General features: G+C 71.8%; 9 protein-coding genes. 1 reads left to right on the top strand and 8 read right to left on the bottom strand.

Annotated features, from left to right (window positions below):
* Positions 1-31 precede the first annotated feature (31 nt).
* Entirely contained in the window at positions 32-1138 is a 1107-nt protein-coding gene (locus A4E84_RS35385; protein WP_062930459.1) for an alpha/beta hydrolase-fold protein, read from the top strand.
* 78 nt (positions 1139-1216) lie between these two features.
* Here the strand turns inward: A4E84_RS35385 and A4E84_RS35380 are convergent, their stop codons facing one another.
* The 8 genes from A4E84_RS35380 to A4E84_RS35345 all read right to left on the bottom strand — a co-directional run bounded on the left by A4E84_RS35380 (position 1217) and on the right by A4E84_RS35345 (position 21232).
* Positions 1217-2917, bottom strand: a complete 1701-nt coding sequence (locus A4E84_RS35380) for an ABC transporter ATP-binding protein (protein ID WP_062930458.1) — start codon at positions 2915-2917, stop codon at positions 1217-1219.
* The gene (locus tag A4E84_RS35375; protein ID WP_062930457.1) at positions 2907-13814 is read right to left on the bottom strand and encodes a non-ribosomal peptide synthetase; all 10908 of its coding nucleotides are present in this window, start codon (positions 13812-13814) and stop codon (positions 2907-2909) included. The genes A4E84_RS35380 and A4E84_RS35375 overlap by 11 nt, the downstream gene beginning before the upstream one ends.
* A 57-nt stretch (positions 13815-13871) precedes the next feature.
* The gene (locus A4E84_RS35370; RefSeq protein ID WP_062930456.1) at positions 13872-15659 is read right to left on the bottom strand and encodes an ABC transporter ATP-binding protein; all 1788 of its coding nucleotides are present in this window, start codon (positions 15657-15659) and stop codon (positions 13872-13874) included.
* Between the two features lie 4 nt (positions 15660-15663).
* Complete coding sequence (locus A4E84_RS35365) at positions 15664-16722, bottom strand: iron-siderophore ABC transporter substrate-binding protein (protein WP_062930455.1); 1059 nt, start codon at positions 16720-16722, stop codon at positions 15664-15666.
* Between the two features lie 89 nt (positions 16723-16811).
* Positions 16812-17669, bottom strand: a complete 858-nt coding sequence (locus A4E84_RS35360; RefSeq protein WP_062930454.1) for an ABC transporter ATP-binding protein — start codon at positions 17667-17669, stop codon at positions 16812-16814.
* A gap of 39 nt (positions 17670-17708) precedes the next feature.
* Positions 17709-18770: a FecCD family ABC transporter permease gene (locus A4E84_RS35355; RefSeq protein ID WP_062930453.1), complete on the bottom strand. Its 1062-nt coding sequence runs from the start codon at positions 18768-18770 to the stop codon at positions 17709-17711.
* The gene (locus A4E84_RS35350) at positions 18767-19828 is read right to left on the bottom strand and encodes a FecCD family ABC transporter permease (RefSeq protein ID WP_079129233.1); all 1062 of its coding nucleotides are present in this window, start codon (positions 19826-19828) and stop codon (positions 18767-18769) included. The genes A4E84_RS35355 and A4E84_RS35350 overlap by 4 nt, the downstream gene beginning before the upstream one ends.
* Before the next feature lie 51 nt (positions 19829-19879).
* Entirely contained in the window at positions 19880-21232 is a 1353-nt protein-coding gene (locus A4E84_RS35345) for a lysine N(6)-hydroxylase/L-ornithine N(5)-oxygenase family protein (RefSeq protein WP_062930451.1), read from the bottom strand.
* Positions 21233-21291: the final 59 nt, after the last annotated feature.

Genomic DNA, 21291 nt, shown 5'->3' with positions numbered 1-21291 from the left:
TTTGGCCCTTCCCTCTCACAAGGAGACGTTCATGCACGTGGCCGCGGCCGACAGGGAGGGCGCCTTCGCCGGGTTCGGGCTGCCGGGCGCGCCCGGCAGTGAGGTGTTCTGGGCCGCGGTGGGGGCGCCCTCATCGGTGCCCGCCGAGGGCGGCGGTTGGGTGACCCTGTTCCTGTGGCGCGGGTCGTCGCCGGTGACCGTCGAGTTCGAGAGCTGGTCGGAGCCGGTCGCCCTGCGCCGCTGGAAGGACACCGACTGCTGGTACGCCGAGGTGCGCATGCCCGCGCGGCTGCGGGTGACGTATCGGTTCGTGACGGGTGACGCGTCGCATGCAGACCCGTTCAACCCGGCCGGGGTGGGCGCCGACCGGTCCATCGTCGCGACGCCGGACGCCCCGGAGCAGCCGCACTGGCCCGTCATCGGGGCCGATGCGGTGCTGCCCGTGCCGCGTACGCGGATTCGCTGGGCGAGTGAGCGGCTGGGCGGCCGGCGTACGGTGCGGGTCCATCCGGCGGGGGGTGGCGGGCCGGTGGTGCTGCTGCTCGACGGGGACGACTGGCTGTATCTGCATCCGGCCGTGACCGCGTTCGACGCGGCCGTGGCCGCCGGTGAGGTGCCGCCGGTCACGCTGGTCTTCCTGCCTGCCAAGGACCGGGCGGCCGAGTTCACGTGCCGGCCGGAGTTGTGGGAGGCGGTGCGGGATGAACTGCTGCCGCTGGTGGCGGAGTCGGGCGTCACCGCCGACCTGGAGCGGCTGGTGGTCGCCGGCCAGAGTCTCGGGGGGCTGAGTGCGCTCTACGCGGCGCTGGAGTTTCCCGGGCTGGTGTCGCGGGTGGCGTGTCAGTCGGGGTCGTTCTGGTGGACGCCGGATGCCCTGCGGGCGGCTGATCCGCTGGGGGGTTCGGTCGGGGGTGTGATCGCCGAGCGGCTGCGGGCGGGTGTTGATCTGTCGGGGCTGCGGGTCGCGTTCGACGTCGGGGAGCACGAGGACCGGATGCTCCCCCACTGTGAGGTGACCGAGGGCTTGGTGGAGCGGGCCGGGGCGACCGTGCGGGTGTCCCGGTCCGCATCGGGGCACGACCGGGCGGGGTGGCGTCATGCGCTGCTCAGGGATGTCGGCTGGGTCCTGGGTTCGTAGTCGTGTGCGGGCCGGTGGGGGCTGATCGCGCAGTTCCCCGCGCCCCTGAAGACATGTTCCCCGGCCCCCCTTGAAACGTCAGCGTGCCACCGCCGAGCAGTAGTCCTGGTCTCTTGCCAGCAGGTTGCGGTGGGTGTCCTCGGCCGTGATCGTGCCGTCGTCGAGGACCAGGACCCGGTCCGCCGCGTCCAGGAACGCCGGGCTGCTGGTGATGACGATCGTCGTGCGGCCCCGGCGCAGTTTCGCCACGTTGCGGGCGATGAGCTGTTCGGTGACCGCGTCCACCGCCGTCGTCGGGTCGTGCAGGACGAGGACGTCGGTGTCGGCGGCCAGGGCACGGGCCAGGGACAGGCGTTGGCGCTGGCCTCCGGAGAGGTTGGCACCCCGGTCGCGGACGCCGTAGTCGAGGCCCTCGCGGTGCAGGGCCACGACGTCCGTCAGCATGGAGGCCTCGACGGCGTCGGGAACCGTCCGGCTGGTGCCCGAGGGGTCGATGTTCGTGCGGAGGGTGCCCGCGAAGATCTCCCCGTCGTACGGGTTGACCAGCATGTGCTCACGGACCGCCTCCACCGAGAGGTCCGCCAGTTCCCGGCCGCCGATCCGCACCGTCCCCCCGTACGCGGCGGGCGGGACACGCATGGCCAGGAGGGCGGCGAGGTCGGCCGCCGCGCGGGGCTGGTAGGGGGCGATGGCGACGAACTCCCCCGCCTTCACCTGGAACGTCAGGTCGGTCAGGGTGCCGTGGCGGACGCAGTCGATCTCCAGGTCGCCGCCCGGTGACGGGAGTTCGGAGCCCGGGGTCATGACCGGCGGGGCCGACAGCACCAGCGCCATCCGCTCGGCCGAGGCGCGCGCGATCATCACGTACTTGGGCATCTCCGAGAACAGCTTGAGCGGCTCCATGATGAACTGCGCCAGGCCCACGGCCATGACCAGTTCCCCTATGGTGATGCGGCCCTCGAACGCCAGCCAGCCCGCCATCAGGGTCACGGCGCCGGCGAGGACGGCGTTGAGGGCCAGCGCGGTACCCGCGTAGGCCCCGTTCACCTTGGCCACGGTGATCGACTGGTGCTTCGCCTCCGTGCTGACCTTCCGGTAGGACCGGAACGCCGCGTGGTTGCCGCCGAAGCCGTGCAGCGGGCGCAGGCCGGTGATCAGGTCGGCTACCTTCGCGCCCGCCCGCGCCACCCGGGCCTGCTGCTCCTGGGTGCTGCTGCCGATCCGCTTCGACATCACGCTGAGGATCGACAGGATGGCGACGGTGCCCACGATCACCAGCAGACCGAGCCGGATGTCGGCCAGGCCCAGCGCGACCGCCGCGACCAGCACCGCGACGAGGGAGCTGATCAGCAGCGGCACCACCTCGATGATGTCGGCGGTCTGGTCCGCGTCCTCGGTGGCGATGGTCAGCACCTCGCCGGACTTGAGGTCGACGTCCCGGGCCACGGGCTGCAGGCCGCAGGCCGCGACCTTCACCCGCCAGCGGTGCGCCTCGGTCGTGTTGGCCTTCTGCAGGATCCGCATGCCGAACCGCCACGACAGCGACACCGTCGTGATGATCACGGCCAGCGCGCCGATCGAGAGGGCGAGTGCCTGGAGGCTGCGGCCGTCCCGCATCGTGTGCTCGACGATCAGGCCGAGCACGATGGGGAAGGCCGTCTCACCGGCCTGGTAGAGGCCCATGAGGAGGGTGCCCCAGACCATGGCGCCGATGTTGCGGCGCAGGGCGGTGCGGAGGATGGCGGCCCCTTCGCGGGGCCGCTGCGTGTCAGTTGTCATCGAGGTGGCGGGCAATCGCTTCCGGGGTTCGCAGGGTGAACAGATCGCGGATCGTGATCACAGGACCGTACTCGCGGCGGAGCAGCCCGACGAGCCGTACCGCCAGCATGGAGTGTCCTCCCAGGGACACGAAGTCGCTCACCGCGCTCACCTCGTCGTCGTCCAGGTCCAGTGCCTCGGCGAAGTACTCGCACACCACGGTCTCGGTCTCGGTCTCGGGCCCCCGCTCCCCCACCGTGGTCAGCGCGCCCAGCGGCTTGGCCTCGGGCAGCGCCTTGGTGTCAGCCTTCCCGTTCACCGTGAGCGGGATGCTGTCGACCTGGGCGTAGTGCGTGGGCCGCAGGAAGTCCGGCAGTCCGGCGCCCACTTCGGCGGCGACGGTCGCCAGATCCGCCCCGTCCAGGACCAGGTAGGCGGCCAGCCGGTAGGCGCCGTCGACCTGCGGGTCGGGCTGGGCTACCGCGGCGGCGAACCGTACCGCCGCGTGCGCGGCGAACACGGCCTCGACCTCGCCGAGTTCGACCCGGTGGCCGCGGATCTTGACCTGCTGGTCGGTGCGGCCCAGGTACATCAGATTGCCGTCCGGCCGGCGGACCACCAGGTCCCCGGTGCGGTACATGCGCTCGCCTGGCTCGCCTAACGGGCAGGCCACGAAGCGGTGCGCGCTCTGGGCGGGCTGCCCGAGGTAGCCGCGCGCGATGCCGATGCCCGACACGTACAGCTCGCCGGGGACGCCGTCCGGCAGGGGCCGCAGCCACGGGTCCAGGACGTACACGTCCGTGTTGTCGATGGCGACGCCCACCACCGGGTCCTCGCACTCGAAGGTGCCGACGCCGAGGGTGTTGATGGTGTACTCGGTGGGCCCGTACAGGTTGTAGCCGACCGTGCCCTCGGTGTCGGCGAGCCGCTGCCACAGCGTCGGTGTGACGGCCTCACCGCCGAGCAGCACCAGCGCCGGCCGCCGGTCCGGGTTGTCGAGCAGGCCCTCGGCCACCAGCTGCTGGGCGTAGGTCGGGGTCACGTTGACGACGTCGATCCCGTGCTCCAGGCAGTACTCGACCAGCCGGGGCGCGTCCCGGCGCAACTCCTCGTCGCAGATGTGCACTTCGTGGCCGTCGGCGAGCCACAGCAGCTCCTCCCACGACATGTCGAACGCGAACGACACGGTGTGCGCGATCCGGAAGATCCGGTGGCCGTGCTCGGCCAGCACCGGCTCGAAGATCCGGCGCTGATGGTTGATCAGCATGTTGGTGAGCCCGGCGTACTCGGTCACCACGCCCTTGGGCTTGCCGGTGGAACCGGAGGTGTAGATCGTGTACGCGGGGTGCCGCAGCCGGTCGGGGTCGTCCGGCGCGAACGTCAGATACGGCTCGGCCTCGGGAAGCGGCCGGTCGAGTTCGATCAGCTCGCCGGTCAGCCGGGGCGACACGCCGCTCACGGTGAGGGTCACGTCGGGTCCGGCGTCCTCGACGATGGCGGCGATCCGCTCGTCCGGGTGGTCCAGCTCCAGCGGCACGTACGCGGCCCCGACCCGCAGGACGGCGAACAGGGCCACGATCCAGTCGAGGGAGCGCGGGATCGCGAGACCGACGGTCGTCTCGGGGCCGATGCCGCGCGCGGCGAGCACCCCCGCCACGGCCCGGCTGCGGTCCCGGAGTTCGGCGAATGTCATCGTCGCGCCGTGGGCGACGAGCGCCACGCGCTGCGGATCGCGGTCGGCGGCCCGGTCGAACCGGTCGACGACGGTGTCGGTGCCGACGTCGGTGCGTTCGCCCGGCTCGGGCACCGGCCCCAGGCCCGGCAGCGCGCCGACCGGCCCGGTCGCCCGGGCCACGTCCTCCAGCACGCTCAGGTAGTCGTCCAGGAGGCGGCGGGCGTTGCCCGTGTCACCGTCGCGGTACTCCAGCTTGACCGTGAGCCGGTCGCCAGGGGTGACGACCCAGGTGAAGGGGTAGTGCGTGGAGTCGTCCGCCTTGACCGAGGTGATGCCGTGCCGGGCGTTCATCTCGGCGAACGCGTCCATGTCCAGGAAGTTCTGGAGCACGAAGAGGTTGTCGAACAGGGTGTCGTGCCCGCTGGCCCGCTGGATCTCGCCGAGCCCGAGGTGCTCGTGCTCCATCGCCTCGACCCGGGACGCCTGGACGGCCGACAGGTAGGCGCGGACCGTGTCGTCCGGGCGGGCCCGGGTCCACATCGGCACGGTGTTGAGCAGTACGCCGACGATGCCGGACAGCCCCTCGCCGTCGCGGCCGGAGACGGTCACGCCGAACACGGCGTCGCCACGGCCGGTGTGCGCGCCGAGCAGCAGGCCGAACGCGCCGGTCAGCACCGAGTTCAGGGTGACGCCGTGCACCCGGGCCGCTTCCCGGACGAGCGCGGACTGCTCGGCGGACAGGGTGTGCACGAGGGCCTTCGGCAGGTCGTCCGAGAAGGACGGTGCCGGTCCGGCGAGCAGGGTGGGGCCGGGGAGACCGGCCAGGTGGTCCGCCCAGAAGCGCTCCGACACCGCCGGGTCCCTGGCGGCGAGCGCCCGGGCGTGCTCCTCGAAGCCGGGCGTGGCCGGTGCCGGATCGAGGGGCTCGCCCGCGAGGACGGCACGGTAGGCGTCGAAGAGGTCCCGCAGCACGATCTCCCGGGACCAGCCGTCCCACAGGAGCAGGTGGTAGCTGAGCAGCAGGCCGTCACGGTCGCCGGGCAGGTGCACGACGGTCAGCCGGATCAGCGGCGGCTCGCCCGGGTCGAAGCCCGTGTCACGGTCCCGGGCGCGCAGGGCGTCGACCTCCGCGTCCGTCGCCAGGGCGATGGTACGGACGTCGACCTTGCGGCCTGCCTTGAGGAGCTGCACCGGGTTTCCGTCGTCATCGGTGCCGAAGCCGGCGCCGACGACCGGGTGCCGTGCGATCACGTGGGCCATCGCCTCGGCCAGCGCGCCCGTGTCCAGGCGCCGGTCGAAGGTGAACCAGTTCTGTGCGACGTAGTGTCCGGCCGAACCCGCCATCTGGGCCTGGAAGAACAGGCCGCGCTGGAGCGGGGTGACCGGCGCGGTGCGCTCGGCCGTCGTCGCGGCGTCCGCGAGGTGCCGGAGCGCGTGCTGCCAGTGCTCGGTGATCTCGTCGGGGACGCCCTCGGCGAGGACGAACTCGGCGAGCAGGCTGCCCGTGGCCTCGTCGGTCCACGCGTTGACCTCGACGGCGTACGGGCTGCCCTGGTCTCCGCCGGTGAGGTGCAGCGCCTGTGACTCACTGCCCCGGCCGAGGTAGTTCAACAGCACCTGCGGGCGGGCGGTCAGCAACGGAGCGGTCTGCGGGTTGAGGTACCTGAGCCGGCCGTAGGCGATGTGCCCGTCCTCGTCCGGCTGACGCTCCACGACCTCGCGCGCGGCCGCGACGGGGTCGGTGTGCGGGGTGAGCCGTACGGGTGCGATGGAAGTGAACCAGCCGACCGTACGGGTGTAGTCGTGCTGTTCGAGGACGGGGGCCCGGCCGTGGCGCTCCAGGTCGATCGCCAGGTCGGTGGGTGACGGCTGGATCCGGGTCAGCGCGGTGCGCAGGGCGCCGCACAGCAGCTCGGTGAGGCCGACGCCGAGTGCGGCGGGCGCGGTGCGGGTGACGCTGCCGCTCACGTCCGGGGCGAGTACCACGGTCGTCTTGCGCAACGGCCCCGTGTACGGGAGCAGTTCGGGAGCCTGGAGGGTGGTGACCCAGCGGCCGAGGTCGTCGGGGTCCTGAGTCGCCCGGAGCGTCAGGGCGTCGGCGTACTCGGCGTACGAGGTGGTCGGCGGGGCGAGGGGCTCGCCGCGCAGGGCCGCTGCCAGGTCGTCGAGCAGGATCAGCCAGGAGACCGAGTCGACGGCGAGGTGGTGGACGGTGACGACGAGGGTGTGGCTCGCCTCCAGCCACGCGAAGGCGATCATCTCGCCGGACTCGGGGTCGAGTTGCCCCGCGGCCTCGTCGGCGACGGCTGTCGCGTCGGTGGTGTCCGGGCGTACGACGGTGATCTCGCGGGCGGGTTCGGTGCGGAGGGTCCACACGCCGTGCTCTGTGCGGAGCCTCAGCCGCAGGGCCGGGTGGGCGGCGACCACGGCGTTCGCAGCGCGTACGGCGTCGGCGTATCCCGTGCGTTCGGGGGCCTGCAGTGTTCTGGCCTGGGCGAAGCGGGTGAGGTGTCCGCCGAGTTCGCGCTGGCGGAGGATGATCGGGGTGGGGGTGAGGGGGCCGTCCTCGCGGTGGGTGGGGGCCTGAGGGCTCCGGGGAGTGTTGGTGCCCAGGTGTTCGGCCAGTGCGCGGGGGGTCTTGAGCAGGAAGACGTCCTTCGGAGCGATGGGCAGACCGAGCGTGCGTGCCCTGTTCACGACCGTGATGGCGATGATGCTGTCGCCTCCGGCGCGGAAGAAGTCGGTGTCGGCGTCTACGGAAGCGCCGGGCAGCGTCTCGGTGAAGATCTTGGTGAGTGCGGCTACCGCGGTGGTTTCGTCTGCGGGTGCGTTGTGGCTTGTCGCGCAGTTCCCCGCGCCCCTGCCGGGGCGCTCTGTCAGGGCCCTTCGATCCAGCTTGCCGTTGATCGTCAGGGGCAGGGCATCGATCGTCAGGAACTGGCCCGGGACCATGTGCACGGGAAGCCTCGACGACAGACCGGCGGTGAGGTCGGGCGGCACGCTGCCCACCACGTGCGCCACCAGATGGTCCCCGGTGTCCGCCACCGTCACGGCCACATCGGTCACGCCGTCCAGGTCCCTGATCGCGGTCTCCACCTCGCCCAGCTCGATGCGGAACCCCTTGAGCTGGACCTGGTCGTCGGCGCGGCCGGTGAAGCGGAGTTCGCCGTCGAGGGTGCGGACGGCGAGGTCGCCCGTGTGGTACATGCGGGAGCCGTCGGCCGTGAACGGGTTCGCCACGAAGCGGCCCGCCGTGAGTCCGGGCCTGCCCAGGTAGCCGAGGGACACCTGGTCGCCGGCGACGTAGATGGCGCCCTCCCGGCCCGGCGGCACCGGGCGGAGCCGGTCGTCGAGGAGGTAGGTGACCAGTCCGGGGATCGGGCCGCCGATGGGGCTGACGTCGTCGCCGGGGCCGAAGTCGTCGTCGGTCAGCACCCGGTGGGTGACGTGCACGGTCGTCTCGGTGATGCCGTACATGTTGACCAGCTCGGGGGCGGCAGTGCCGTGCCGCTCGACCCAGCCGCGCAGCCGCCCGAGATCCAGCGCCTCGCCACCGAAGACGACCCTGCGCAGCGCGGGCAGCGGTTCGCCGGCGAGCCGGTCGGCCTCGATGAACTGGTAGAAGGCCGAGGGGGTCTGGTTGAGCACGGTCACGCCCCGCTCCCGGACCAGCCGGTGGAAGTCCACCGGGGAGCGTGTCAGTCCGTACTCGGGCACGAGCAGCTCACCGCCGTGCACCAGCGCGCCCCACAGCTCCCAGACGGCGAAGTCGAAGGAGAAGGAGTGGAACTGGACCCAGACGTCGTCCGGGCCGAAGTCCATGTCCGGCCGGGTGTTCGCGAGCAGGGTCACCACGCTGGAGTGCGGGACGACGACGCCCTTGGGGCGGCCGGTCGATCCGGACGTGTAGATCACATAGGCGGGGGTGTGCCAGTCGGGCTCGGGAGCGGGCTCCGTGGCAGCGGCCGGGAGTTCTTCGCCCTGCACGAGCACGCGGGCGGGAACCCCCGCCCGGGTCAGGAGTTCCGTGCAGCGGTCGCGCTGGTCCCGGTCCACGAGGAGGACCTGCGGGGTGGCGTCGGCGAGGATGTACTCCAGCCGTTCGTCCGGGTAGGCCAGGTCCAGCGGGACGTACGCGCCGCCCGCGCTGACGATCGCGACCAGGGCGACGACCTGCTCCAGGGAGCGCGGGACGGCCACGGCGACCCGCTTGCCCGGGCCGATCCCGGCCGCGCGCAGGGCGGTGGCCAGGTCGTCCTTGCGGTCGGACAGTTCGCCGTAGGTCAGGGAACGGGTGACGCCGTCGAGGCCGCACTGGGTGACGGCGGTGGCCGCCGGGTCGCGGCGGGCGGCGGTGTCGAACAGTGCGCCCAGGGTGGCCGGGGTGATCGGTGCGGGACGCCGCTCGTTCTCGGGCCTCAGGTCGTCGACCGGGGTGTCCGGGTGGGTGAGCAGGCCGGTCAGGGTCCGGGTGAACGTGTACAGGATCGTCCGGGCGGTCGCCTCGCCCAGCAGTTCGCCGTCGTAGATGAGGTTGAAGCGCGGGCGGCCGTCGGGCGCGCGCTCGACCACCAGGGTCAGCGGGTAGTGAGGGGCGCCCTCGTTGACGAGGTCCGTGATGGTCAGGGTGTCGCCGGGACGCCGGAGGGAGGCCAGGTCGGTGGCCACGTCGAACACCACGAGCGTGTCGAAGAGGGAGCCGGCGCCGGCCTGGCGGCCGATGCGCGCCAGGGAGACGTGCTGGTGCGGCAGGACGGCGCTCTGGTGGTCCCGCACCGAGGAGAGCAGGTCGCCCGCCGTGGTGCCGGAGGCCCAACGGGCGCGTACCGGGACGGTGTTGATGAACAGGCCCACCATGTCCCCGATGCCGGGCACGTCGGCGTCGCGGCCGGAGACCGTGGAGCCGAGCACCACGTCCCGGCCCTGGAGGAGGCCGCCCAGGGTGACCGCCCAGGCGCTGTGCACGGCGACGCTCAGCGGCACACCGGCCTCGCGGGCGGCGGCGTCGATGTCGCCCTCGGGCTCCACGGCGGTGTCGGCGAACCGGTCGGAGGGAGTGTGCCCCTCGGCGACCAGCGAGGGGCCGGGCAGTCCGGCGAGTTCCTCGCGCCAGACGCGGTCGCTCTCGTCGGCGTCGCGTCCGGCGAGCCAGTGGACGTAGTCGGCGAAGCCGCCGGTCGGGTGGACGGTGCCCGGGGCGTGGTACTCGGCGAGCAGCGCGCGGAGCATGGGCGGCACGGACCAGCCGTCGGCGATGATGTGGTGCACGGTCTGCACCAGGACGTTCCGTCCGGAGCCGGCGCGGACGAGCGTGTACCGCATGAGGGGGCCGGTGGCCAGGTCGAAGCCGGTGCGGCGGTCCCGTTCGGCGAGGTCGCGTATCTCCTCGTCGGTGATGCCGGGGCGGTCCAGCGTGGTGAAGGGGGCCTCTGCGCCGTTCTCCAGGACGGAGACCACGCGGCCGTCGGCGAGGGCCGTGAAGCGCGCGGCCAGGTTCGGGTAGAGGGTGAGCAGCCGGGTGGCCGCCGCGGCGAGCCGGTCGGCGTCCACCTCGCCGTCCAGGGTGAGCAGTTGCTGTTCGACGTAGGCGCCCGCGGAGTCGTCGTCGAAGACCGAGTGGAAGTAGAGGCCTTCCTGGAGCGGGGTCAGCGGCAGGACGTCCCGCAGCGCCGGGCCGTCCAGGGTGTCGACGTCGGCCTGGGTGAGCGGGACGAGGGGGAAGTCGCTGGGTGAGTGGCCGCCTTGGTCGAGCGCGGCGAGTCCGGCCAGGGCCGTGCGGAAGTAGTCGCCCAGGGCCGTGATGTCGGCGTCGGTGAACAGGCCCTCGGGCCAGGAGATGGTGGTGACCAGCTCGTACGCGCCGGAGGCATCGGGTTCGGCGATCGCGTTGAACTCCAGGGGGCGCGGCAGGCGCATCCGGGGGTCGCGCTTCTCGCCGAGCTGGCCGGTGGTGCCGGCGAGTTGCCAGTCGCCGGGGGCGCCGGCGGCGAAGCGGCCGAGGTAGTTGAAGAGCACCTGGGGTGCGGGGGCGTCGAACTCGGTGTGGGCGAGGTAGCGCAGGGCGCCGTAGGAGACGCCGTTGTCCGGTACCTGTGCGAGGTCCTCCTTGACAGCCTTGAGCGCGGCGGTCAGGTATGCGGGCGTGGTGAGGTCGGGCGCCGTGCCGGGGTCCACGGTCACCGGGAAGAGGGTGGTGAACCAGCCGACCGTGCGCGACAGTTCCGGTTCGTAGCCGGCGGAGGCCGTCACGAACTGTCCTTCGCGGCCGTGGCCTTCGAGTTCGATGTGGGCGAAGGTCTGGTCCTGGCCGAGGTCGCGGCGCCGTCGGGCGAGGGCGACGGCGAGCGCGGTGAGCAGTACGTCGTTGACGCCGGCGTGGAACTTCGCGGGTATCTCGTTCAGGAGCGCGGCCGTGACCTCGGGGCCGACCGAGACGGTCCGCAGGCGTTCGTTCGCGACGGTGTCGGCCCCGGACAGGGCTCGGCGGGCCAGCGGCTGGTCCTCGCCGGGCAAAGGGCGCCGGTAACAGGAGCTGTCGGCGTCGAACGCGGCGCGCTCCAGCAGCTGGGTCCAGCGCCGGAACGACGTGCCCACCGGGGGGAGTTCGATGGGCTCGCCCGAGCTGAACTGCCGCCAGGCGGTGGCCAGGTCCTCCATCAGGACGCGCCAGGAGATGCCGTCGACGACCACGTGGTGGGCGACGAGGACGAGTTGCCGGGCCGAAGGGCGCCAGACGGCCCGCAGCATCACGCCGTTCGCGGGGTCCAGGCCGGCGGTGGCGAGGGCGACGCACTCGTCCAGCGGCAGGTCGCTCTGCTGCGGGGCGGGCACGGCCCGGCCGGCCTCGGGGATGTCGAAGCTCCAGCGCTCGCCGCGCACCAGCCGGGCGCGGAGCATGTCGTGCCGGGCGACGAGGGCGGTGAGGAGGGCGTCGAGGGCGTCGGCGGTCAGGTCCGCCGGGGTGTTCAGGACGACCGACTGGACGAAGCCGTCGACGGCGTCCGTGGTCTCACCGAGCCACTGCACGATGGGCGAGCCCACGACGGTGCCGGTGGCGACGTCGGCGTGGTCGATGGTGGAGACGTCCTCGCGGCTCGCGACCGCTGCCAGCGCGCCCACGGTGCTGTGGGTGAAGATCTGCCGTGCCGTGACGTGCAGGCCCTGTTCGCGCAGTGCGCTCAGCAGGGAGATCGCCAGGATGCTGTCGCCGCCGAGCTGGAAGAAGTCCTGGTCGACACCGACCTCTTCGAGGCGCAGCACCTCCGCGACCGCGGCGCACACCGCGCGCTCGTCGTCGGTGGCGGGGCGGACGAGGGAGCCCGTTTCGATCACGGGCTCGGGCAGGGCGTTGCGGTCGAGCTTGCCGTTGGCGGTGAGCGGGAACTCCTCCAGCACGACGACGTGGGCGGGCACCATGTACTCGACCATGTGTGCCGTGGCCCACGCCTTGACCTCGTCCGCCCGCAGCTCCTCCGCGCCGCCGGCGGCGGGTATGACGTAGCCGACGAGGTAGGTGCCGCCGGCCGCGTTCTTCTTCGCGACGACGCAGGTGTGCCGTACGCGGGGGTGTTCGGCGAGGCCGGCCTCGACGTCCTCGATCTCCAGCCGCATGCCGCGGATCTTGATCTGGTTGTCGGCGCGGCCGAGGAAGTCCAGCGATCCGTCGGGGGCGAAGCGGGCGAGGTCGCCGGTGCGGTAGAGGCGGGAGCCGTCGTTCGCGAAGGGGTTGGCGACGAAGCGGGAGGCGGTCAGGCCGGGCGCGCCCACGTAGCCGCGGCCCAGGAGGAAGCCGCCCACGTACAGTTCACCGCCGACACCGACCGGGACGGGGCGCAGTTCGTCGTCCAGGACGTAGAGCTGGGTGTTGGGGTTGGCCTTGCCGATGGACGTCGACAGGCGCTCCGCGGTGCCCCGGTAGATCACGTGGGAGACGCCGATGGTCGTCTCGGCGGGGCCGTAGCCGTGGTACATGGGGATGTTGTCGAGCTTGGTGCGGAACCGTTCGTACAGCTCGGGGGTGAGCACTTCGCCGCCGCACCACACGTGCCGCAGGCTGCCCAGGCGGCCGGAATCGCCGGCCATCTCCAGCAGCACGTCGAGCATGGACGACACCAGGTACGTGAAGGTGACGCGCTGTTCGGCGATGACGCTCAGCAGGTGGTGCGGGTCGCGTTCGCCGCCGGGCCGCAGGACGACGAGCCGGCCGCCGCAGACCAGCGGCAGGAAGATCTCGTTGATGGAGATGTCGAAGGACAGCGGCGCCTTGAACAGTGAGGCGTCGTCGGGTCCGAAGCCGAGGATCTCGTTCACCTGCCACAGCAGGCGCTCGCTGATCGCCTCGTGGCGGATCATGGCGCCCTTGGGGCGGCCGGTGGAACCGGAGGTGAAGATCACGTAGGCCAGTGCGTCGCCGGGGACGGTGACGGCGGGTCCCTCGGCCGGGTACGAGCCGTACCGCCAGTCGCCGAGGTCGACGGCCACGGCGTCCGGTTCGGCCGGGTCGTGCTCGCCCGAGGCGTTGAGCTGGAGGACGACCCGGGCGTCCTCGATGACGACGGACCGGCGCGCGGCGGGCCACTGCGGATCGAGCGGTACGAAGGCGCACCCGGCCTGGAGCACGGCGAGCAGCCCGACGACCATGTCGGCGGAGCGGGCCAGGGAGATGCCCACGACCTGCTCGGCGCCGAGTCCGCGGGCGAGCAGGTGGTGGGCCAACTGGCCGGCCCGCTCGGCCGTTTCACGGTAGGTCAGCGTGCGGTGCTCGTCGACGACGGCCACGGCTTCCGGTCGGGCACGCACCTGCTCGTGGAACATCTCCACGATGGTGGGGCGGAGCCGGTCGGCCCGGTTGTCGTTCCACCCGGCCAGGGTGCGGAGCCTGGCCGCGACGCTGGAGGGGCCGATGGTGCCGAGCGGCCGGTCCGGGAAGTCGGCCAGGTCGTCCAGCGCGAGCTGCGCGTCCTCGGGTGTGACGTCGCCGGGGACGGTGATGCCGCTGCCGTCGGGGGTGATCTCCCAACCGGCGGGCGCACGGCCGCCGTTGTCGACCCAGCCGAGGACGTCGGCGAAGAGCGTGCCCGGGGTGAGGCCGATGCCCTCGGGGCTGCGGCCGGTCGCCCAGTACGACAGGCCGATGGCGCAGGCCTCGGTGATGGTCCTGTCCGGGTAGTCGCCGATCCGCCGGCGGACATCGGCCAGGCGCGTGGGTGACAGCAGTGCGAGACGAGCGCGCGGTTCCATCATCGAAGACTCAGCGTCCCTTCCAGAATGTGGAGTTAGGCTAACCTAAATTAGGGTTGCCTAACTACCCTCTCGCCAGGCCCGCCACAGTCGTGCGTACCGGCCGCCCAGAGCCACCAGCTCCTCGTGCGTCCCCTGCTCCACGACGCGTCCCGCGTCGAGCACGGCGATCCGGTCCGCGGCCATCGCCTGGGTCAGCCGGTGCGCCACGAACAGCGTGGTCCGGCCGGCACACGCGGCCAGTACGGCACGCTCCAGCTCGGCGGCTCCCTCGCTGCCGGCCTCCGCGGTCGACTCGTCGAGCACCACCACCGGCGCCCGGCCCAGCACCAGCCGCGCCAGGGCGATCTGGGCGACCTTGGTGACGTCCAGGCGCTCACCGCCCTCGCCCACCGGGGTGTTCAGCCCGTCGGGCAGCGCGCTGACCCAGCCCTCCGCACCGACCGTGCGCAAGGCGTCCATCAGCTCGGCGTCGCTCGCCCCCGGCGCGGACAGCCGCAGGTCGTCGGCGAGCGGGCCGGAGAACACGTGCGTCTCCTGCGTCAGGATGCTCACCAAAGCCCGCGCCCCGGCCTCGTCCAGACCGGACAGGTCCGTCGTCCCGATGCGCACCGAGCCGGCCTCCGGGGTGCCGATACCGGCGATCAGCGCGGCCAGGGTCGTCTTGCCCGCGCCCGTCGCGCCGACCAGGGCGAGGGACCCGCCGGCCGGGATCGTCAGGTCCACGTCCCGCAGCACCGGTTCCTCGGAGCCGGGGTAACGGAACGTCAGCCCCTCGACCGTCACCGGGTACGCCCCGGCCCCGGCCGCCGTGACGGACTCGTCCCCGACCAGCCGCTCCTCGGCGGACTCCCCCAGGACCCCGACCAGGCGGGTCAGGCTCGCGCCCGACTTCTGCGCCTCGTCGAAGGTGAACATGATGGCGCCCAGCGGGGTGAACAGCCGGTGGAACAGCAGCGGGGCCGCCGACACCTCGCCCAGGCTGGCCGCGTCGGCCTCCAGCAGGGCGTACCCCACCACGAGGATCAGGACCAGGCCGATGAACTCGGCGCGGTTCTCCCGGCCGACGAACCGGCCGAAGAACCGGAACACCTCGATCCCGAGCTCGCGCACCCGCCACGACTCGGTGGTGACCTTCTCGCGGAAGGCACCCTCCAGTCGGTAGGCGCGCACCGTGTCGATGCCGTTCAGGCCGCTGATGAACGCCTGGGCCCGGTCGGCCTGGGCCACGCGCTGCTTACGGTAGAGCGGGGCGGACCGGGGCAGGTACCAGCGCAGTGCCAGCGCGTACGCGGGCAGCGCGCCGGCGCCGGCCAGGCCGAGCCGCCAGTCGAGGCCGAACATGCCGAGCGTGGCGATGACGACCAGCACGCCCGCCGAGAACACCGTGGGGACGGCCGTGCGGATGCCCTTGGAGATGACGGCCACGTCGTCACCGACACGGGAGAGCACGTCTCCCCGGCCGACCTGCTCGATCCGCGCGCTCGGCATGCCGAGCACCGCCCGGACGGCGCCTTCGCGCAGCAGCGCGAGCAGATCCGCGCCCAGCCGTCCGATCAGGTAGGTGGAGACCGCGGTGGCCGCCGCGCCGAGCAGCGCGGCGGCACCGATCAGTACCCCGATCGTGACCAGGACCGAACGGTCCTCGCCCCCGACGACCCCGTCGACCACCCGGCCGAGCAGGAGCACCGGGAGCACCTGGAGCGCCGCCCCCGCGACCGTGGTGAGCACGGTCGCGGCCGAGAGCCCGGGCATGGCGCGGCAGTGTCCCGCGACCCAGCGGGCTGCCTCGCGCCCGGTCGTCGTGCGCAGGGTCGCCGGGGCGACGCGCGTATCGGTGGTGCTCACTTCCCTACTCGACCGACTTGACGAGCTCGTCGATCGCGTACGGCATGGACAGCAGGGTTCCCTGGGAGATGGCCGCGCCGACCGCCGGTCCCTCGCTGTCGAGCAGGTAGGACACGTTGCCCTTCTTCACCGCGTCGAGGTTGGCGAACAGCTTGAACTTCTTCAGGGCCTCGGTGTCGGCCTTGTCGTTGATGACGAAGATGTGGTCGACGTCGACGAGGTCGATGCGCTCGGGCGAGAGCTTGGTGTAGAAGCTGCCGCCGGCGACCTTGTCGATACCGGTCTGGTACTTGAAGCCGATGCCCGAGACGAGCCGGCCGCGCATGTCGGTGGAGGTGAACGGCGCCACGGAGTTCTCGTACCAGGACAGCGCGACGGCGGTCTGCTTGCCGAGCTCCGGGTGCTCCTTCTTGGCCGTGGCCAGCTTGCCCTCGATGTCGTCGACCATCTTCTGGCCCTCGTCGGCCTTGCCGAGGGCCTTGGCGATGTGCAGGGCGTTGTCCTGCCAGGGGGCGCTGAAGGGCTCCTTCTCGGCCTTGGTGCGGGCCACCGTGGGAGCGATCTTGGAGAGCTTGTCGTAGCCGGCCTGGTCGATCTCGGAGTAGACCGCGACGATCAGGTCGGGCCGCAGGGCCGCGATCTTCTCGTAGTTGGGGCCCGAGTCGCCGTTCTTCATGATGACCTCGGGCTTGGTGTCACCCCACTTGTCCTTCACCCAGGGCCACTGGGTGTTGATGTCGGGGGACTTGCCCGGCGGGTTGGGGTACTGGTCGACCATGCCGACGGGCTTGATGCCGAAGGCCAGGACGGTCTGGTCGTCGGTGTAGCCGACGGAGACGACCCGCTGGGGTGCCTTCTCGACCTTCGTGGATCCGAACGCGTGCTCCACGGTGACCGGGAACGCGCCGGCCGCAGCGGCCTGGGTGCCCTCGTTCTTGTTGTCCGCCGTGTCCGCCGAGTCCGAGCCGCATCCCGCGAGGAGACCGACGCCGAGGGTGGCGGCGGACACGACCGCCGCCAGCCGCCGCCATGGCTTCCGGGACGTCGTTCGATGGAGGAGCATCCAAAACCCCTTGCTTTCGCGCTAGTTCGCTGCACCCTCGCCTAAAGGGCAGGCAAACCCTACCGTGACTAAGTGAGGTTAGCCTAGCCTTACCCTTGCTCCTTTATCGGGATGTGTCCCGGGCGCACGTGCGTACGTCCGATGGGCACGATCAACGGCCGGTCGCCCACCGGGTCGTCGATCACCTGGGCGCGCAACCCGAATGCCTCGTGCAGCAGTTCGGCGGTGACGATGTCGTGCGGATGGCCCTGCGCCAGGATGGACCCCTCCCGCATCACGACGAGGTGGTCGCTGTAGCGCACGGCGAGGTTGAGGTCGTGGAGCACCATGACGACGGTGCAGCCCGACTCGTGCAGATCGTCGACCAGGTCGAGGACGTCGACCGCGTGCGCCAGGTCCAGATAGGTCGTCGGCTCGTCCAGGAGGAGCAGATCGGTGCCCTGAGCCAGCGTCATGGAGATCCACACGCGCTGCCGTTGCCCGCCGGAGAGCGAGTCGACCGGGCGGTCGGCCAGGTCGGCCACGCCGGTCATCGCGAGCGCGCGCTCCACGACCTCCGCGTCGTCCGAGGACCACTGCCGCAGCCAGCTCTGGTGTGGGTGCCGGCCCCGGGCGACCAGGTCGGCCACCGTCAGCCCCTCCGGCGCGACCGGCGCCTGCGGCAGCAGGCCGAGCTTCTTCGCCACGTCCCGGGTCCGCAGCCTGCCGATGTCCTCGCCGTCCAGGACGACCGTCCCCCGGGTGGGCTTGAGCAGCCGTGACAGGGTCCGCAACAGGGTGGACTTCCCACAGCCGTTGGGACCGATGATCGTGGTGACGACCCCCGGCGGTATCGCCACGTCGAGGCCGTCGATGACGACCCGGCCGCCGTAGCCGACCGTGACGTCTCGGGCTGCCAGCCGCGAGGCGTCGCCGACCGCGGCCTCGGTGACGGACTGTGCGACCACGGGTCCCCCCTTGCTTAGGTTCACCTGACTCTTGTACATCTACCGGAGGTTGGCCCGCACCAGCAGGTAGACGAGGAAGGGCCCGCCGATCGCGGCGGTGACCACGCCGACCGGGAGCGAGACCGGCAGCACCGCCCGCGCGACCAGGTCCGAGCCGATCAGCAGCAGCGCCCCCACCAGGCCCGAGGCGAGCATCGGCGGTGTCGGGCAGCGCGCCAGCCGCATCGCTACCTGCGGGGCGACCAGCGCGACGAACGGGACCGGGCCCGCCGCGCTCACCGCCACACCGGCCAGCAGCACCGCGCACAGCAGCAGGACCGCCCGTACGGCCGCGTACCGCACCCCGAGGCCGGCGGCGACGTCGTCGCCGAAGTGCATCGGCTTGAACTGGAACGCGACGGCGGCCACGACGACCAGCAGGACGAGCGTGCCCCACAGGGCCACCTGAACTTCGTCCCACGAGCGGTCGTCGAGCGAGCCGACCAGCCAGGCCTGTGCCTGGGCCACGTCCCTGATGTCGGCCGTGACGAGCAGCCAGGTGGTGATGGCCTCCATCACCGCGCTCACCGAGATGCCGATGAGGATGAGCCGGAAGCCGTCGATCCCGCGCCGCCAGGCCAGGAAGTACACCAGCAGCCCCGTGCCGAGGCCGCCGGCGAGCGCCGCCGCCGACAGGCCCACGGTGTCTGTCACGGCCGCGGCGGCTCCGCCCGACACGGTCACGAGGAACACCGCGACCGCGCTCGCGCCCGTGGTGATGCCCAGAACGTCCGGGCTGGCCAGGGGGTTCCGGGCGATGGACTGGGTGATCGCCCCGGACACCCCGAGCGCGATCCCCACGACGAGCCCGGCCAGGGCACGCGGCATCCGCAGGTCCATGATGACGAACTCGTCGACCTGTTCGCCCCGCCCGATGAGCGTGCGGATCACCTGCGGCAGGCCGATGGGAAAGTCCCCGACGCCGATGGACACGCAGAAGACCAGGAAGGCCGCCGCCGCCAGCAGCAGCGAGACGCCCACCAGCCAGGGCCGCCAGAAGAACGACACCCGGCCCAGCCGCACGCCCGGCGGCAGCGTCGGCTTCACTTCGGTCACGTTCATGCGCTCCTGAACTTTCCGCGCCAGACGAGCACCGCGAAGAAGGGGGCGCCGAGGAGCGCCACGACGACACCCGCGTCCAGCTCGCCCGGCCTGACGACCAGTCGGCCGATGATGTCGCAGACCAGCAGGACGACGGCGCCGAGCAGTCCGGCGCAGGGCACCAGCCAGCGGTAGTCCGGGCCGGTCAGGTGGCGGGCCACGTGGGCCACCATCAGTCCGAGGAAGGCGATGGGGCCGCACGCGGCCGTCGCCGCCCCCGCCAGCAGCGTGATGGCGGTGATGCCGACGGTCCGGCTCAGTGCGATGTTCACGCCGAGCCCGCGCGCCACGTCGTCACCGAGATTGAGCAGGTTGAGCGAGGGCAGCGTGGTCAGGGCCAGCACCAGCCCCACGGCGATGAACGCGGTCACCGGCCAGATGACGTCGAAGCCGACGCCGGCCACGGAGCCCGCGTTCCAGAACCGCAGCGCGTTCAGCGAGGCCTGGTTCGACAGCGCGACCGCCGTGGTCATCGCCATCAGGAAGACCGTGATCCCCTGCCCGGCCAGGGCCAGCGTCAGCGGGTTGCCGGCGCCCCGGCCGATACTCGCGAGTCCGAACACCACGACACCGGCGACCGCCGCCCCGAGGAAGGCGAACCAGACGTACTGGAACGGGTCGGAGAACCCGAAGACCGCGATCACCGACACCACGGCGAACGAGGCGCCGGTGTTCACGCCGAGCAGGCCGGTGTCGGCGATCGGGTTGCGGGTGAACCCCTGGATGAGCGCCCCGCCGACGCCGAGGGCGATGCCCGCCACGATCGCGAGAACCGTACGGGGCACCCGTACGGTCTCCACGATGAGCCGGATCTCCGTGAGCCGCTGGTCGGACGTCGGGGCCCCGAAGAGCCCGTGCCAGACCTCGGCCGGGCTCAGCGCCCGGGCGCCGACGGCGAGCGACAACGCCGCGGCGGCCACGAGGACCGCCAGAAGGGTGCCCAGACCCATGACCCGTCGCCGACGGGTCTTCGCCATGCCCCCGGGCGCGGGGCGCTCCATCACAGCAGTCGTGCCCATGTGGACGTACGTTATCCCTTGCCCCGGCGGTGAGTTGATCGAGCGCGGTGTTTACTGACGGGCCGTGCTGCCCGTGCCGTCGGCGAGCGTGCGGGCCTCGTCGGCAGCGGAGCCGCGTCCGAGGAGCGAGTCCAGGATCTCGCCCACCCTGATGGCGGTGTTGGACAGCAGGGACGAGGTGATGCCGTGCGTGTGCTCCGTGCCGCCCTGGAGGTAGATGCCGCAGCGCAGGGCCGGGTCGGTCGTGATGCGCCAGTCGCGCTCGACGCGGACGCGGCCCTCGTCGTCGCGGACGCAGCGGTCGGCGACCTCGCCGAGCAGACCGGTGGGATCGGCGGGGCTGTAGCCGGTGGCGAAGACGACGACGTCGGCGTCGAGGTCGGTCTCCTCGCCGGTGACGAGGGACTTCACGGTGGCCAGGGCGCTGGTGGGGGTCTCCTTGACGGCGGTGAGGCGGGAGACGTTGAGGAAGCGCAGGCGTTCGGTGCCGAGGACCTTCTCCCGGTACGACTGCCGGTAGAGGTCGTCGATCAGGTCGATGTCCACCACGGAGTAGTTGGTGTTGCCGTGGTAGTCCATCAGGCGGCGCTTGACGTCCTCGGGCGCCGCGAAGTACTCGTCGACGGCCTGGGGGTCGAAGATCCGGTTGGCGAAGCTGCTGTCGTCGGCGGGGCTGTAGCCGTAGCGGGAGAAGACGGCGCAGACCTCGGCCTCGGGGAAGCGGCGGTGCAGGTAGGCGACGTTCTCCGCGGCGCTCTGGCCGGCACCCACGACGACGAACCGGGACGGCGAGGTGCCTTCCAGTTCGTCGACCCGTGCCAGGAGTTCGGAGTTGTGCCAGACGCGTTCGCCGCGCTCCACGCCCTCGGGCATGAGGGGGCGCAGGCCGGTGCCGATGACGAGGTTGCGGGCCCGGTGGACCTCCAGGCCGCCGCCCGAGCGGACGGTCACCTCCAGGTACTCCACGACGCCGTCCCGGGTCACGGGCGCGACCCCGACGACCTCGTGGCCGTAGGAGACCATGTCGTCGACCTGGGACGCGGCCCACTCGAAGTAGTCGTGGAACTCCACGCGCAGCGGGAACAGATTCTTGTGGTTGATGAAGTCGATCAGCCGGCCCTTGCTCTGCAGATAGCACAGGAAGCTGTACTCGCTGGCCGGGTTCCGCAGGGTCACCAGGTCCTTGAGGAAGGAGACCTGCATGGTGGCGTCGTCGATGAGCATGCCGCGGTGCCAGCCGAAGCGGGGCTGCTGCTCGAAGAAGTGAGCGGTGATCGCCCCCTGCCTGCCGACGCGGGTGTTGTGCTCGCGGAGCGCTATCGCCATGGCCACATTGGACGGCCCGAAGCCGATACCGATCAGGTCATGGACCGGTGATGCGTCATCAGGAAGAACCTGCGACATGTCACTCCCATCGTGCGGGGCAGCCGCGTGTCAGGTGTGGAGGGAACGAAAGATGGGCA

Origin of the sequence: Streptomyces qaidamensis, assembly GCF_001611795.1 — a bacterium.
GTDB classification, from domain to species: domain Bacteria; phylum Actinomycetota; class Actinomycetes; order Streptomycetales; family Streptomycetaceae; genus Streptomyces; species Streptomyces qaidamensis.
The sequence above is the reverse complement of the archived record's forward strand: the minus strand, read 5'-3'. Positions and strand labels throughout refer to the sequence as shown.

Excerpts from the sequence above, each read along its gene's own strand:
- A4E84_RS35385 (WP_062930459.1), top strand. The coding sequence starts at position 32 with ATGCACGTGGCCGCGGCCGACAGGGAGGGCGCCTTCGCCGGGTTCGGG.
- A4E84_RS35380 (WP_062930458.1), bottom strand. The coding sequence starts at position 2,917 with ATGACAACTGACACGCAGCGGCCCCGCGAAGGGGCCGCCATCCTCCGC.
- A4E84_RS35375 (WP_062930457.1), bottom strand. The coding sequence starts at position 13,814 with ATGATGGAACCGCGCGCTCGTCTCGCACTGCTGTCACCCACGCGCCTG.
- A4E84_RS35365 (WP_062930455.1), bottom strand. The coding sequence starts at position 16,722 with ATGCTCCTCCATCGAACGACGTCCCGGAAGCCATGGCGGCGGCTGGCG.
- A4E84_RS35355 (WP_062930453.1), bottom strand. The coding sequence starts at position 18,770 with ATGAACGTGACCGAAGTGAAGCCGACGCTGCCGCCGGGCGTGCGGCTG.
- A4E84_RS35350 (WP_079129233.1), bottom strand. The coding sequence starts at position 19,828 with ATGGGCACGACTGCTGTGATGGAGCGCCCCGCGCCCGGGGGCATGGCG.
- A4E84_RS35345 (WP_062930451.1), bottom strand. The coding sequence starts at position 21,232 with ATGTCGCAGGTTCTTCCTGATGACGCATCACCGGTCCATGACCTGATC.